The organism is Curtobacterium salicis, from assembly GCF_011759505.1.
Lineage (GTDB): Bacteria > Actinomycetota > Actinomycetes > Actinomycetales > Microbacteriaceae > Curtobacterium > Curtobacterium salicis.
The window spans coordinates 562,322-576,533 of the sequence record NZ_JAAOYO010000002.1; the positions used below are offsets into that span (position 1 = coordinate 562,322).

General features: G+C 71.4%; 13 protein-coding genes. 8 read left to right on the forward strand and 5 right to left on the reverse strand.

Annotated elements, in window-relative coordinates; all coding sequences use genetic code 11:
* Positions 1-39: 39 nt before the first annotated feature.
* From E9228_RS06960 to E9228_RS06975, 4 genes are all read left to right on the forward strand, one after another.
* Positions 40-2,286 carry an APC family permease gene (locus E9228_RS06960; RefSeq protein WP_341849811.1) on the forward strand — a complete coding sequence of 749 codons (2,247 nt, stop codon included), beginning with the start codon at positions 40-42 and terminating at the stop codon, positions 2,284-2,286.
* A 27-nt stretch (positions 2,287-2,313) separates the two neighbouring features.
* Positions 2,314-3,102, forward strand: a complete 789-nt coding sequence (locus E9228_RS06965; protein WP_166779838.1) for a hypothetical protein — start codon at positions 2,314-2,316, stop codon at positions 3,100-3,102.
* A gap of 86 nt (positions 3,103-3,188) precedes the next feature.
* A complete protein-coding gene (locus E9228_RS06970; RefSeq protein WP_111074916.1) occupies positions 3,189-3,437 on the forward strand; it encodes a DUF3072 domain-containing protein in 249 nt (82 codons plus the stop codon).
* Positions 3,438-3,563: 126 nt separating this feature from the next.
* Entirely contained in the window at positions 3,564-4,004 is a 441-nt protein-coding gene (locus E9228_RS06975) for a DoxX family protein (protein WP_166779839.1), read from the forward strand.
* Between the two features lie 35 nt (positions 4,005-4,039).
* On the opposite strand, the gene E9228_RS06980 is transcribed toward E9228_RS06975, so the two are convergent.
* A complete protein-coding gene (locus E9228_RS06980; RefSeq protein WP_166779840.1) occupies positions 4,040-4,429 on the reverse strand; it encodes a MerR family transcriptional regulator in 390 nt (129 codons plus the stop codon).
* Positions 4,430-4,518: 89 nt separating this feature from the next.
* Here E9228_RS06980 and E9228_RS06985 point away from each other — a divergent pair, with 89 nt between their 5' ends.
* Positions 4,519-5,502 carry an aldo/keto reductase gene (locus E9228_RS06985; protein WP_166779841.1) on the forward strand — a complete coding sequence of 328 codons (984 nt, stop codon included), beginning with the start codon at positions 4,519-4,521 and terminating at the stop codon, positions 5,500-5,502.
* Positions 5,503-5,515: 13 nt separating this feature from the next.
* Here the strand turns inward: E9228_RS06985 and E9228_RS06990 are convergent, their stop codons facing one another.
* Both E9228_RS06990 and E9228_RS06995 read right to left on the reverse strand, forming a co-directional pair.
* Positions 5,516-6,307: an NAD-dependent epimerase/dehydratase family protein gene (locus E9228_RS06990; RefSeq protein ID WP_166779842.1), complete on the reverse strand. Its 792-nt coding sequence runs from the start codon at positions 6,305-6,307 to the stop codon at positions 5,516-5,518.
* 69 nt (positions 6,308-6,376) lie between these two features.
* The gene (locus tag E9228_RS06995) at positions 6,377-7,528 is read right to left on the reverse strand and encodes an NAD(P)-binding domain-containing protein (protein WP_166779843.1); all 1,152 of its coding nucleotides are present in this window, start codon (positions 7,526-7,528) and stop codon (positions 6,377-6,379) included.
* Between the two features lie 162 nt (positions 7,529-7,690).
* Between E9228_RS06995 and E9228_RS07000 the strand changes: the two genes are divergently transcribed.
* The gene (locus E9228_RS07000; protein WP_166779844.1) at positions 7,691-7,897 is read left to right on the forward strand and encodes a DUF3073 domain-containing protein; all 207 of its coding nucleotides are present in this window, start codon (positions 7,691-7,693) and stop codon (positions 7,895-7,897) included.
* A 138-nt stretch (positions 7,898-8,035) separates the two neighbouring features.
* Here the strand turns inward: E9228_RS07000 and purM are convergent, their stop codons facing one another.
* A complete protein-coding gene (gene purM / locus E9228_RS07005; protein WP_166779845.1) occupies positions 8,036-9,130 on the reverse strand; it encodes a phosphoribosylformylglycinamidine cyclo-ligase in 1,095 nt (364 codons plus the stop codon).
* A 71-nt stretch (positions 9,131-9,201) separates the two neighbouring features.
* Here purM and purF point away from each other — a divergent pair, with 71 nt between their 5' ends.
* On the forward strand, positions 9,202-10,659 hold the full coding sequence (purF, locus tag E9228_RS07010) for an amidophosphoribosyltransferase (RefSeq protein WP_166779846.1): 1,458 nt from the start codon (positions 9,202-9,204) through the stop codon (positions 10,657-10,659).
* 96 nt (positions 10,660-10,755) lie between these two features.
* Here the strand turns inward: purF and E9228_RS07015 are convergent, their stop codons facing one another.
* The gene (locus E9228_RS07015; protein WP_166779847.1) at positions 10,756-11,211 is read right to left on the reverse strand and encodes a hypothetical protein; all 456 of its coding nucleotides are present in this window, start codon (positions 11,209-11,211) and stop codon (positions 10,756-10,758) included.
* Between the two features lie 104 nt (positions 11,212-11,315).
* Here E9228_RS07015 and E9228_RS07020 point away from each other — a divergent pair, with 104 nt between their 5' ends.
* Positions 11,316-13,904, forward strand: coding sequence for a helix-turn-helix transcriptional regulator (locus E9228_RS07020; protein ID WP_166779848.1), 2,589 nt, complete (start codon positions 11,316-11,318; stop codon positions 13,902-13,904).
* Positions 13,905-14,212 lie beyond the last annotated feature (308 nt).

Here is a 14,212-nt window from a genome sequence, read left to right on the forward strand (position 1 = left end):
GTGTTGCGTTCGCCCACCGATTGAGTAAGTTCGTCGCTCGTGACCAACGAGACCCGGTCGTTGAAAGCCCGACTGATCGGCGACCCCCTCCCCTCCGAGAAACTCGAGGGGCAGCTGCTGCCGAAGCACCTGGCGCTCCCGATCTTCGCCAGCGACCCGCTCTCCTCCGTGGCGTACGCGCCGCAGGAGCTGCTCATGATCCTGCTGCTCGGCGGGATGGCGTTCCTGACCTTCGCCCCGTGGGTGGCAGCGATGGTCGTCCTGCTGCTCGTGGTGGTCGTCGCGTCCTACCGACAGCTCATCAAGGCCTACCCGTCCGGCGGCGGCGACTACGAGGTCGCACACCGGAACCTCGGCGAGCGCGCCGGCCTCGTCGTCGCAAGTGCCCTGCTCGTCGACTACGTCATGACGGTCGCGGTGTCGGTGGCCTCCGGCGTGGACAACATCATCTCGGCGCTGCCGATGCTCAACGAGTTCCGGGTCGAACTCGCCATCCTGTTCGTCGTGCTGCTGGCCGCCGCGAACCTCCGCGGTGTCCGCGAGTCGAGCAAGGCGTTCGCGGTCCCCACCTACCTGTTCGTGGCGAGCGTCTTCGTGATGGTCGTCACCGGCCTGGTCCGGGTCGCGGCCGGCAACGCGCCGGTCGCCGAATCGGCCGCGTACACGGTGCAGAACGTCGAGCACACCACGCAGGCGGCGTTCATCCTGCTGCTCCTCCGCGCCTTCGCGTCCGGCTGTTCCGCGCTGACCGGCGTCGAGGCGATCGCGAACGGCGTGCAGGCGTTCCGTCGCCCGAAGATCAAGAACGCCCAGCAGACCCTCGTGCTCATGGGCGGCATCGCGATCGTGCTGTTCATCGGTCTCATCACCCTCGCGCTGGTCTCGCGCGTGCACTACGCCGAGAGCGCCTGCGACCTACAGGGCTTCGCGAACTGCGCCACCACCCCGCAGCGCTCCCTGATCGCCCAGATCGCGGCGGCGACGTTCGGCAACAACTCGGTGCTGTTCTTCGTCATCCAGGCCACGACCGCCGCGGTGCTGCTCCTGGCGGCGAACACGGCGTTCAACGGGTTCCCGCTGCTCGGCTCGATCCTGGCCCGCGACTCCTACGCCCCGAAGGCCCTGTCGACGCGCGGTGACCGGCTCATCTACTCGAACGGCGTCATCGTCCTGGCGCTCGTCGCGGCCGCGCTGCTCATGGTCTACCGGGCGAACGTCACGAGCCTCATCCAGCTGTACATCATCGGCGTCTTCGTGTCGTTCACGCTCGGCCAGAGCGGCATGGTGAAGCACTGGGTGAGCCTGCTCCGCGCCGACCGTGCCGGCACCGCCGACGAACCGGTGAACCGGGGGCAGGTGCTCCGGAGCCTGACGATCAACTCCATCGGCGCGACCTTCACCTTCGTGGTGCTCGTCATCGTCACGATCACGAAGTTCACGCACGGAGCCTGGCTGGTCTTCGTGATCATGCCCGTGCTGTTCGTGCTGATGCTCGGCGTCAACCGCTACTACCGGGACGTCTCGCACGAGATCCAGGCCGACGTCGAGACCGAGTTCGGTGCGACCGGCGACCACGCGATCGTGCTCGTCAACAAGCTGCAGAAGCCCGTGCTCAAGGCCCTCGACTACGCGATCGCCGCCAAGCACGCCGGACTCGAGGCCGTGCACGTCGCCATCGACGACGCCGACGCCGCCCGACTCCGCGAACAGTGGGCCGAGCACGGCATCGAGGTCCCGCTGACCATGGTGCCGAGCCCGTACCGCGACATCTCGATGCCGCTCATCAAGTACATCAAGGCGCACCGGCTCGAGCACGGCTCCGAGGTCGTCACCGTCTACACGCCGGTCTTCATCGTCGGCCACTGGTGGGAGGGCCTGCTCCACAACCACCGCGGTCGCCGGATCCGCCGCAAGCTGCTCCTCATGCACGGCGTCACCGTCGCGCTCGTGCCCTGGCTGCTGGACTCCTCGGAGCTGCTCTACGGCAAGCGCTCCCGCCCCTTCCCCGGGCAGGACCGCCGTGGCGAACCCGTCCGGCCGCCGCTCCGCCGCTCCCCGCACGGCGTCTTCCGCTCGGAGGCCGAGGAGGACCGCCTCGTCCGGTCCGCCCAGCGCAACAGCCTCGAGCCGCAGGGACTGGCGCACCAGCCGTCGCCGGCCTCCCGTCGCGCCACCCGCCCGGCCGGCCCCGCCGAGGGCGTCGACCCCGCGCTCTGCACCGGCGAGATCCGGTCGCTCGTCGCCGTCACGCCGCCGGTCTCGCGTCCGCACGATGACGACGCGTGACGGTGCGCGGTCGTACGATGTGACCCCATGACGACCGCTCCCGAGGCCCTCCGCACCTTCGCGACCTTCGACGGACACGGCGGCAAGGTCTCGAAGCGCGTCGAGGTGCTCGACCACGAGCCTCCCGTGTCGCCGGACGGCCGCTACGACGGTCTCGTCGCCGTGCGCGGCGAACACCCGCTCGGCGCCCTCGACGAGCGGGCCGCGGACGACTCCGCCGAGCTCGCCCGCGGTGTCGCGAGCATCGGCTGGGTCGACCCGGCCACGCTCCGCGACTGGTACCGGCCCGACCGGGTCGTGGTGAGCCTCCTGGACGCCCGACGGTCCGGCCTGGAGCCGGGCGTCTACGCCGACTCGCGGGGGCGTGGTCGCGTCCGCATCGACGGGCGCAAGGCGCACCTCGCCGCCGACGGTCGGCCCGCGTTCCGCGCCCTGGCCGGCACAGCCGACGAGCCCAAGGCGGACGTCCCGCTGCCGATGGACCAGGTGGTGCGTCTCGTGGTCGTGTCGTCCGGCGTCGCCGACACGTCCACCGGAGCGTCCGGGGTGGAGATCGTGACGACGCCCGTCACCCCCGTGCTGTCGCCGGGCGAGTACCCGGTGTACGCCGACGACGTCCCCGGCCTGCCCCCGCGTCCCGCGTCCGGCCGGGTCCGGATCAGCGCCGCGGTCCTGCTCAACGGATCGCTGCACCGGGTCGACCGACTGGACGAGCCCGCGAACACGCTCTGGATCGAGCGGGGCGGACGGGTCGTCCCGGTGGCGGCGAGCGACGTCGGCGGCGACCTGGTCCGGTACACCGCGACGCCCGTCTGAGTCGCCCAGCGCCCATTGTCCGCTCACGGCCTACGGGGGACGTCGTGCTGCGCCCGCGGTCGGGGGTGCGGCGTACGGTCCGGGGCATGAGTGATGCAGACCAGAACCAGCCGGAGACCCTCGGCGGAGAACGCCCGGACCCCTCGACCACCGCGAGCAAGGACCCCGAGCAGTGGGTCACCGGCGACGAGCCGATGACCGGCCCGCAGCGCAGCTACCTCGACACCCTCGCCCGTGAAGCCGGCGAGGAACTGTCGGCCGACCTCACCAAGGCCGAGGCGTCGGAGCACATCGAGCGCCTGCAGGAGAAGACCGGACGCGGCGCTTCTTCCTGAGCAACAGTCGTTGCTGTACGGCGGTCCGCAGTTCTGCGGACCGCCGTCTGGCATCCCCCTGGCAGAGCCCCGGCAGTCGCCCGGACAGACCGGATCGATGACACGTCACCACATAGCGTCGTCGCCATGCGAACCACATCGACCTCCATCGGCCTGACCGTGCTCCGCGTCGTCCTCGGCGTCGTCTTCATCGCCCACGGTGCCCAGAAGGTCAGCCAGGGCATCCCCGGAGTGACGCAGGGGTTCGCCGGCATGGGCGTCCCCTTCCCCGAGATCGCCGCGCCCCTCGTCGCCGGCCTCGAGTTGGTCGGCGGCGTGCTGCTGGTGCTCGGCGTCGCGACCCGTGTGGTGGCGGTCCTGCTCGCCGTCGACATGGTCGTGGCCGGGGTACTGGCGCACCTGTCGTCGGGCTTCTTCTCGCAGGACGGTGGGTTCGAGTACGTCCTCGTCCTGGCTGCCGGATCCCTCGCCGTCGCGCTGACCGGTCCTGGCCGCTACTCGGTCGACGCCGTCGTGCTGCGTCGCTCGCGGGGTCGCCGCGGTGCGCAGGAGCCGGTCGCCGCCTGACCGGCGGTCCCGCGTCGCCGTCCGGGGACGGGGAGCTACCGGCCGTCGACCTGCCGCTCGTACGCCGCGATCTTCCGCTCGAGGGCGTCGAGGTGCCGACGAACCTCCGCCTGTCGGCGGAGCACCGTCTCGTGGTGGCGCCGCAGGAGCGCCAACCGCTGCTCGTCGTCGGCGCCCGCGCGGTACGCGGCCGCGTACTCACGCATCTCGGCCACGCTCATCCCGGTCCCGCGCAGCATGACGACGCCCGCCAGCCAGGCGAGGTCGTGCTCGTCGTAGCGCCGCCACCCGTCCGGACCACGATCGGGCGCGGGTGCGATGCCCTCCTTCTCGTAGTACCGGATCGTGTCGACGGTGATGCCGAGCAGGTCGGCGGCGGCGCTGATCGTCACGGGGTCGGCGATCGGGACGGTGGGCAGGAGCATCCCCCGATGCTGCCACTTGACATGGTGCGCGCACCAGGGTCCAGGCTCTGCTCGTATCGGACGGTCCGACACGACGAGGAGACGACACCGTGCAACAGACGACACTGGGCTCGCAGGGCCTGACCACCTCGGCGATGGGCCTCGGGTGCATGGGGATGAGCGCCTTCTACGGGGGCGCGACCGAGGCCGGGTCGGTCGAGACGATCCGACGGGCGCTCGACCTCGGCATCACGTTGTTCGACACCGCCGAGGCGTACGGGCCGTTCGCGAACGAAGAACTCCTCGGCCGCGCCCTCGGTGCCGACCGCGAGCGCGTCGTCATCGCCTCGAAGTTCGCCACCGACTTCACCGACGACGGAGCCCCGATCGGGCTGGACGGCTCCCCCGAGCACGCCCGACGAGCGATCGACCGGTCCCTGTCACACCTGGGCACCGACCACGTCGACCTCTGGTACCTGCACCGCGTCGACCCGGCCGTCCCGATCGAGGACACCGTCGGGGCGATGGGCGAAGCCGTGACCGCCGGCAAGGTCCGGTACCTCGGCGTCTCCGAGACCGCAGCCGACACCCTCCGCCGGGCGCACGCGACCTTCCCCGTCACGGCGATCCAGTCCGAGTACAGCCTGTTCGAGCGTGATGCCGAGCACAACGGCGTCCTCGACACCGCGCGCGAACTCGGCATCGGTTTCGTCCCGTTCTCACCGCTCGGTCGGGGGTTCCTCGGCGGCACGCTGGTCCGACGGGACGACCTGCCGGTCGGTGACGCCCGACGTGGCCTGCCGCGGTTCTCCGACGAGGCGATCAGTGCCAACCTCCGGATCGTCGACGCTCTCCGAGCTGTCGCGGACGAGAAGGGGATCACCCCGGCACAGCTCGCACTCGCCTGGGTCATCCAGGCCGGCACCGTGCCGATCCCCGGCACCACCAAGGCCGCCCGCGTCGAGGAGAACGCGGCCGCGGTGGACGTCGAGCTGACGGCGGACGACCTCGCGCGGATCGACGCCGCATCGCCGCACGGCGCGGCCACCGGGGCGCGGAACACGGCGGCGGGGATGGCTCGCGATCGCGGATGACCCGGGGCGGGAGCTACCGGCGCATGCGCTCCGTCGAGTACGCGGGCGTCGCGTACGTCCCGCCCTGCGGGATGTCCGGGTCGACGGGCTCCTGCGCGCCGGGGGCCGCCGCGTCGTCCTGCGGAGCGAATCCGACGGCCTCGCCGGCACGGAGGTCCCACCAGCCGTCGGCGTTCGCCGAGACCGCGTAGAACACCGCCGTGTGCTCGGTGGTCGTCATCGCCGCGACGACGGCGCGGACGGCGTCGGCGGGACTCAGCCAGGTCCGCTGCTCGCGGGCGGACGCCGGCTGGTCCGCGTACGTGCCGATGCGCAGGGAGATCGTGCTGATCCCGAACTTGTCCGCGTACAGGCGACAGAGCGCTTCGCCCGCGACCTTGGAGACCCCGTAGAACCCGTCCGGTCGCGGGGGCATGTCGGGCGAGACGTGGGTGCCGACCCGGTACGACCCCGTCGACCGGTTGCTGCTGGCGTACACGACCCGACCGACGCCGGCCCGGCGCGCGGCCTCGAGCACGTGGTAGGTCCCGACGATGTTCGTCTCCGCCAGGTCATGGAAGTCGGCCTCGTCGGCGATCCCACCGAGGTGCAGGACCCCGTCCGCGCCGGCGAACAACTGCACCAGGGCATCGAGGTCGCCGAGGTCGACCACGGCGACCGACTCCTCAGGTCCCCTCGGGGCGACCGGCCGGATGTCGGTGGACACCAGGACCACCTGTCGCTCCAGCAGCGCGGGCCGGAGCGCCGAACCGATGTTCCCGGCAGCACCGGTGATGACCCAACGACTTCCGGCGATGCTCGACATCGTGCGATCGTACTGGGCCGGGTGCGCCGCGGATCGCTCTCGACCGGGACGTCCGGCGGCCGGAACGGGTCAGGCTGGACGCTCGTGCTGCGCGGGATCCACCGTGTCGTCGTCGGGGGCCAGGACCGCCAGGACCTGGCGGGCGATGCGACGACCGGCGCGGTTCGCCCCGATCGTCGACGCCTGCGGGCCGTAGCCGGCGAGGAACAGTCGGGGCTCGGCGCTCGACCGGCCGTCCTCGACGACGACCCCGCCGGACTCGGTCCGGAGGTGCAGCGGCGCGAGGTGTCGCAGGTCGGCGCGGAACCCGGTCGCCCAGATCACCGCGTCGGCGTGGACGTGCTCGCCGGACGCCGTCCGGACGCCGTCCGCGTCGAGCCGCGTGAACATCGGCTCAGCTTCGAGCAGACCCCGGGCCATCCCGCGCCGGATCCGCGGTGACACCGGCAGCCCGGTCCCGCTGACGATGCTCGGCAGGGTCCGGCCGGCCCGGGCAGCGCGGTCCTGGTCCTCGACCGCCGCCACGGCCGCGCCGACCGCCAGGGCCGGGTCCTCCGACCAGACGACGTGCCGACGGGTGAACCACCGCGTCGACCGGGCGATGCCGTCGAGTTCGAGCAGGAACCCGATCGCACTCGTCCCGCCACCGACCACCACGACGTCCTGCCCGGCGAAGTCCGACGCGTCGCGGTAGCCCGTCGTGTCGAGCTGCCGGCCCCGGAACGCGTCACGGCCGGGGACCCACGGCACGAACGGGGTGCCCCACGTCCCGGAGGCGTTGACGACCACCTCGGCACGGATCGCCCCCGCCACGCCCTGTTCGTCACGGGTCTCGACCACCAGGGCGCCGGCACCGTCCTGGTCGTCGGCGCGCCGGACGGCGGTGACGGCGACCGGCCGACGCACCCGGAGGTCGTGGTGCTCCTCGAACCGTCGGTAGTACTCGGCGACGACGTCCCGGGCCGGCCGGGTCTGGTCGGCGTCGTCGAACCGGAGGCCCATCTCGTGCATGCCGGGCAGGTCGTGCACCCGGTGTGCGATGCCGAGGCGCAGCGCGTCCCACCGGAACTGCCACGCGCCTCCCGTCCCCGGAGCACGGTCCAGCACCACCAGGTCGCGGCCTGCGGCGAGTCCCGCGCGCTGCAGGTGCCAGGCGACCGAGAGTCCGGCCTGACCAGCACCGATCACGACGACACGGACTCGTTCTGCTGCGCGGATCATCACCCTCGATTCTGCTGTGCTCGGGACGCGCCGGGCGAAGTCGGCAACGGGGTACATGGTAAAGTGGACGACAGATTTCAAACCACGAACCGTCTGTTCTTCCCGGGTGCACACTCGTTGCCCGCCGAGACCGGACTCGAGCCGACACAGAGGGGGTCACGCATGGGGCGCGGCCGTCAGAAGGCGAAGCACACCAAGGTCGCCCGAGAGCTGAAGTACTTCAGCCCGGACACCAACTACGGTGCTCTCGAACGCGAACTCTCCGTCGCACAGCAGTCGGACGAGCCCGACTACGTCGACCGCTGGGGCGACGAACTCGGTGACGAAGGTGACCTGGAGAACCAGACGGACACGAACAAGTCCGCCTGACCTCCGGGTCGATCACGCCGCGCGCCTCCGGGCAGCGCGGCGTTCGTCGTTGTCGGACACCGTGATGCCGTGGTCGTCCGAACTGCCGCCCCGAGATGCTCGGAGCGGCAGTTCGTGCGACCTCAGCCGCGCTGGGACTCAGCCCGCGTAGGACCCGACCAGGCGCACGGCACCGCCGTCGACGCCCTTCGCGCCCTGCTCGAACCCGGTCAGGTCGCGCGTGCCGATCGACACCGTGCCGACCGACCACACGGGCAGCCCGGCCGAGCGGAGCGTCGCGGTGATGCCGTCCACCGACGCTGCCGAGACGACGGCGAACATCCCGATGCCCAGGTTCCAGGTGCCCTCGGTGTCCTCGATCGGCGTGCCGGCCAGCTCCGCCAGGACGCGGAACACCGGGAGCGGCTGCCACGTCGAGCGCTCGACCTCGACCCACGAGCCGACGGGCAGCACCCGCGCCAGGTTCGCCGCGATGCCACCACCGGTCACGTGCGACAGGGAGTGCACGGCACGCGGGTGCGCGTCGATCAGCTCGAGCAGCGGGGTCGTGTAGAGACGGGTGGGCTCGAGCAGCGCCTCGCCCACCAGACCGCCGAGCTCCGGCAGCGTGTCCGTGTAGCCGATGCCGCGCTGGCCCAAGATGTGCCGGACGAGCGAGTACCCGTTCGAGTGCAGCCCCGAGGACTCGATCGCGATGACCACGTCACCGTCCTGCACCAGGTGCGCGCCGAGCTGCGAACCGGCCTCGACCGCGCCGACCGCGGCACCGGCGACGTCGTAGTCGTCCGGCCCGAGCAGACCCGGGTGCTCCGCGGTCTCACCGCCGACGAGGGCGGTGCCCGTGGCCGCACAGCCGCGGGCGATGCCGGCGACGATGTCGGCGATCCGGTTCGGGACGACCCGGCCGCAGGCGATGTAGTCCGTCATGAACAGCGGCGTCGCGCCGACCACGACGATGTCGTCGACGACCATGCCGACGAGGTCCTGCCCGATCGTGTCGTGCTTGTCGATGGCCTGCGCGATCGCGACCTTCGTGCCGACACCGTCGGTGGAGGTGGCGAGGAGGGGCCGCTCGTAGTCCTTGAGGAACGAGACGTCGTACAGACCGGCGAAGCCGCCGACCCCGCCGAGGACGGACGCGTTGTGCGTCGCCGACACGGCGGACTTCATGAGCTCGACGGCCAGGTCACCGGCAGCGGTGTCGACGCCGGCCTCGGCGTAGGGGTTGGGCATACGTCGTCCTCCGCGGGGCATGGCAGACTTGTTCGGTACCACCCGATCCTACGGTCTGGAGCACCCCGCGAATGTGCGGCATCGTCGGCCTCGTTGCGCAGGGGCCTGCAAACCAATCCATCTACGACGCCCTGCTCCTCCTGCAACACCGGGGACAGGACTCCACCGGCATCGCCACGGTCGACGGTCACGTGCACCACATGCACAAGACCCGCGGCCACGTGCGGGAGGGCTTCCGTACCCGTGACATGCGGGCACTCCTCGGGACGATGGGCCTCGGCCACGTCCGCTACGCCACCCGCGGCGCCGCCGCGAACGAAGAGGAAGCCCAGCCGTTCTACGTGAACGCGCCGTACGGCATCGTCCTCGTGCACAACGGCAACCTGACGAACACGCGGGAACTCACCCGCGAGCTGTTCGACATCGACCGTCGGCACCTCAACACGACGTCGGACACCGAGTTGCTCGTCAACGTCCTGGCGCACGAGCTGCAGGGCCAGGTCCGGGGCACGCACCTCGACCCCGGGCAGGTGTTCGACGCGGTCGAGCGCGTGCACGAGCGGGTCGAGGGCTCGTACGCCACGATCGCGACGATCGCGGGCCACGGCCTGCTGGCGTTCCGGGACCCGTTCGGCATCCGTCCGCTCATCCTCGGACACAAGTTCGACGACGCCGGCAAGAGCGAGTGGGTCGTCGCGTCGGAGTCCCTGGTGCTCGAGTCCGGCGGGTACGACATCGTCCGCGACGTCGCTCCGGGCGAGGCCGTCTTCATCGAGATGGACGGCACGATGCACGCCCGGCAGTGCGCGAAGGACCCGCGTCTGGTGCCGTGCTCGTTCGAGTACGTCTACCTGGCCCGTCCGGACTCCGTGATGAACGGCATCTCGGTGTACGACGCCCGTCTCCGCCTGGGCAACCGCCTGGCGGACACGATCGAGCAGTACGCCCCGACCGGTGACATCGACGTCGTGATGCCGATCCCGGACTCCAGCCGCCCCGCAGCGATGCAGGTCGCACGGAAGCTCGGCATCGAGTACCGCGAGGGGTTCTACAAGAACCGCTACGTCGGCCGCACGTTCATCATGCCGGGGCAGGCGGAGCGCAAGCGTTCGGTCCGTCAGAAGCTCAATGCGATGTCGTCCGAGTTCAAGGGCAAGAACATCCTGATCGTCGACGACTCGATCGTGCGCGGCACGACGAGCCGCGAGATCGTCGAGATGGCGCGGGCAGCCGGAGCGAACGAGGTCACCTTCACGAGCGCGGCGCCGCCCGTCCGGTTCCCGCACGTGTACGGCATCAACATGCCGACGCGGTCGGAGCTCATCGCGCACGACCGGAAGATCCCGGAGATCAACCGCGTCCTCGGCAGCGACCACCTGATCTACCAGGAGATCGGTGACATGCGCGACGCGATCATCGAAGGGTCGGACGTCACGGACCTCGAGATGAGCTGCTTCACCGGTGAGTACGTCACCGGCTCGGTGTCGCCGGAGTACCTGGCGTGGGTCGAGGCGAACCAGCTCAGCTGACGTCGGTCCACGACGTGTGGACAACGGACGGGAGGCCCGTCACCAACTGGTGACGGGCCTCCCGTCCGTTGTCGGGTCGCGTCCGCGACCGCGGTCTCAGCGCTCCGGGTGTCCCGGGTCGTCGGCGGTGGGCTCGGCCGGAGGCGCCGTCGCCGGTCGGGCGTCGGGGAGGTCGTGGTCCTCGAGCTCGCCGTCGACGGTCTCGGGGGCCGGGTCGACCGCGACGCGCTCGGCGGTGAGCCGGGCTGCGCGGCGGGACGAGACCTGGTCGAGCACGACGGCGACGACCGCGCCGACGAGCATGCCGATCGAGACGCCGTAGAGGCTGAAGTAGCCGACGAGGCCCGCGAAGCCGGTGGTCTCCTGCTGGTTCCCGCGGTCGATGCCCATGGTGAGTGCGACGACGACGACCGTCACGAGGAAGCCGAGGACCGCCCCGCCGAGGATGAAGACGCTGAAGCGGGGGGCGCGTCGGATGGTGACCTGGTCCGGGCTGGTCACCGCGTTGGGCGCCGGCACCGGGCGTTCATCGGGTCGATCGGTGTTGCTCACTCCCCCATTGTCCCCCACCTTGGGAGGAGGCACGCCCGGCAGTGCGTCCGGAGAACGCGAGATGATGGTCCACTACCGAGCAGTATCGAGGACGGAGGTGCGCCATGGTCGAGGAGACCGCGTCGAGCGACCGCCGTCCGACGACCACACCGGCCCGCCTGTCCTGGCCCGTCCTCACCCGTGACGAAGAGGACCGCGCTGTCGCCGTCGTCGGGGAGCACCGGTGGAGCGTCGCGCTCGTCGGTGCTGCCGGGCTCGGCAAGACCACCGTCGCGGCCCGGGTGACCGACCGGCTCGCCGCGCAGGAGCGGGACGCCGATCCCCTCGTCGTCCCGATCACCGCGGTCGCGGCCGGGTCGTCGATGCCGTTCGGGGCGGTGTCGGACCGGTTCGGGGACGTCCTCGGCGACGACCTGACCGAACCGGTCCCCGCCGAGGCCCGCCTGCGCAACGCGGCCGAGGCCGAGGGCCGCGACCTGCTCCTCCGTGTCGACGACGCCGACCTGCTCGACGCGCTCTCGGCCCGCTACGTCGCCTGGCTCGTCCGTGACCAGCACGCCCGGCTCGTCCTCACCTGCCGCGACTTCACCGCGCTCGCCGAGCCGCTGCGTGCCCTCTGGCAGGACGACCTGCTCGAACGCATCGACCTCGAGCCGCTCGACCTCGCCGAGACGTCGTCGATCATCGAGCGCGCCCTCGGAGCCCCGCTCGAGCCGGCGTCGGTGGAGCAGGTGCACCGGGCGACACAGGGCAACCCGCTCTACCTGCGTGAGGTCGTGCGCGCCGGTCTGTCGTCCGGCGCCCTCGAGCACACCGCGCTCAGCTGGTACTGGCGCGGCCGGGTGACGGCGTCGCTGAGCCTCGCCGACATGTACCGCACGGAGCTCGGCGCGCTGCCGGGGGACCTCCGGGACGTCGTCGAGATCGTGGCCCTCGCCGAGCCGATCCCGCTGTCCCGCCTGATCGCGCTGGTGGACGGCACCGACCTCGACCGCACGGTGGGGCTCGGCTTCGTCCGCATCGACTCCACCGACACCGGCAGCCCGGTCGCACGGTCCTCGCACCCGCTCATCGGCGAGGTCGTCCGTGCCCAGGTGCCCGTCGCCCGCCGCACCGCCCTGTTCGCCCGCGCCAACGCGTTCCGCACCGACCGACCCGAGGGAGCGCCGCCGGCGGCACGGCTCCGCTCCACCCTGTGGGCGTTGGAGTGCGGCATCGTGCCCCCGGTCGACCAGCTGCTCGACTCCGCGCGGGTCGCCGGCGGCCTGCAGGAGCACGAGAGCGCCATCGCGCTGACGACCGCGGCGCTCAGTGCCGGCCCCGACGCCGGCCTCACCCCGACCGACCGGGTGCGCACCCACTGCCTCCGCTCGCTGGCGTACGGCTACAGCAGCGGACGGGAGGCCGGACGGCTCGACGCCGAGGCCGCCTGGGGTCTCGTGACCTCGGGCGCACCGGTCGACGACGTCGCCGTGGTGGAGGCCTGCGAGACCCTGGCGAACCTCCGGCAGTTCCACGACGACGATACTCCGGCGTCCGTGGCGCTCACCGAGGTCGCGATGCAGTTCGTCGGCCCGGAGACCGTCGAGCAGTTGCGGGTCCTGCGGCTGTCGCACCTCGGCTGGGGTGGCGACTTCGCCGAGGTCCGCGAGGAGATCGAGCGCACCGGTGTCCTCCACGCCCCGGCGATCCCCCGCTCGTTCCTGCCGATCGCCGCGTGCGCCGTCGCGGCCCTGGGCACCGGCGGGCGACTCGACGACGCCATGCGGCTCGCGCAGGCCTGCCTGGCGACGGCCGCCGTGCACCTCGAGGACTCGCCGTGGAGCGTCGGCGAGATCGTGTCGGTGATGCACCAGGTGCAGGTCTGGCGCGGCGACATCGCCGAGATGGTGACGCAGGTGCCGGTCGGACGGGCGGACCCGTTCCTCAAGTACGACTTCACGCTCGAGCTGTTCGGCATCGGCAACCACGCACTCGGGCAGCGTCGGTGGTCGGACGCCGTCACCGCGTTCACCGCCGCGTGCGAGCGGTACGCGGTCGACGACCCGGGTGGCTTCGCGGCGTACGCGTGGTCACGTCTGGCGATGTCGCAGGCGTACGCGGGCATGACCGACGCGGCCGCCGAGTCCGTCGAACGGGCACGGACGACCCCGCTGCGGGCGATGCGGATCCTCGGTGACCAGATCGAGATGACGATCGCCTGGGCCGAGGCGCTGCTCGGCAACCCCGCGGGCCTGTACCGCGCCGACGAGCTCATCGCCCGCGGAACCGCGTCGGGTGCCTGGACGCACGTGCTCTACGGCCAGGCGCTGCACCACGTCATGGACGTGTCGGCCGGTCGGGACATAGCCGCCTCGCTCGACCGTCTGCAGGACGCCGCGGGACGCGTGGACGGTCCCCTGGCGAACGCCATCACCCAGTACGCCGACGCGCTGCGCTCCGGCGACCGGGGGTGGATCGCCAGCGCCCAGGCCGACCTGGCCGCGTGCGGGATGGCGGTGACCGCTGGACGTCGGACGCAGCCGCTGACGAAGCGGGAGTACGAGGTCGCGCAGCTCGCGGCGCAGGGGTTCTCGAACCGGCGGATCGCCGAGCACCTCGGACTGTCGGTGCGGACGATCGACGCACACATGTCGCGGGTGTTCTCGAAGTGGGACCTGCGCTCGCGGTCCGAGCTCACCGAGATGGTCTGACCCGGAACTGCTCGGCCGTCGCCGTCCGGACGGTGCCGCCTGCGTCCGGGCGCGACGGATCGACCGCAAGAAGTTGCGGGATGCAGCACGACTCGCCGTTCCTGTTGACACAGCGGGCCTGGTTTCGCGTAGCGTTGCGTACGTCGCCGGGTTCGGACCCGTTCGGGTCGGGTCCGAATCCCGGCGGCTTCAGCAAGGTTAGAGAAGCAGGTGCACGGTCCACATCGGTAGGACCTACCTAATTCCCACCGGTACCGCGGAGTCCGCCTCACGGCCGATGCGCACGAGACCGGCGTCCCGCCAGGCTC

Bases quoted from the DNA above. Each gene is read 5' to 3' on its own strand.
- E9228_RS06965 (WP_166779838.1), top strand. From the start codon at position 2,314: ATGACGACCGCTCCCGAGGCCCTCCGCACCTTCGCGACCTTCGACGGA.
- E9228_RS07000 (WP_166779844.1), top strand. From the start codon at position 7,691: ATGGGGCGCGGCCGTCAGAAGGCGAAGCACACCAAGGTCGCCCGAGAG.
- purF (WP_166779846.1), top strand. From the start codon at position 9,202: ATGTGCGGCATCGTCGGCCTCGTTGCGCAGGGGCCTGCAAACCAATCC.
- E9228_RS07020 (WP_166779848.1), top strand. From the start codon at position 11,316: ATGGTCGAGGAGACCGCGTCGAGCGACCGCCGTCCGACGACCACACCG.
- E9228_RS06975 (WP_166779839.1), top strand. From the start codon at position 3,564: ATGCGAACCACATCGACCTCCATCGGCCTGACCGTGCTCCGCGTCGTC.
- E9228_RS06970 (WP_111074916.1), top strand. From the start codon at position 3,189: ATGAGTGATGCAGACCAGAACCAGCCGGAGACCCTCGGCGGAGAACGC.
- E9228_RS06990 (WP_166779842.1), bottom strand. From the start codon at position 6,307: ATGTCGAGCATCGCCGGAAGTCGTTGGGTCATCACCGGTGCTGCCGGG.
- E9228_RS06980 (WP_166779840.1), bottom strand. From the start codon at position 4,429: ATGCTCCTGCCCACCGTCCCGATCGCCGACCCCGTGACGATCAGCGCC.
- purM (WP_166779845.1), bottom strand. From the start codon at position 9,130: ATGCCCAACCCCTACGCCGAGGCCGGCGTCGACACCGCTGCCGGTGAC.
- E9228_RS06995 (WP_166779843.1), bottom strand. From the start codon at position 7,528: ATGATCCGCGCAGCAGAACGAGTCCGTGTCGTCGTGATCGGTGCTGGT.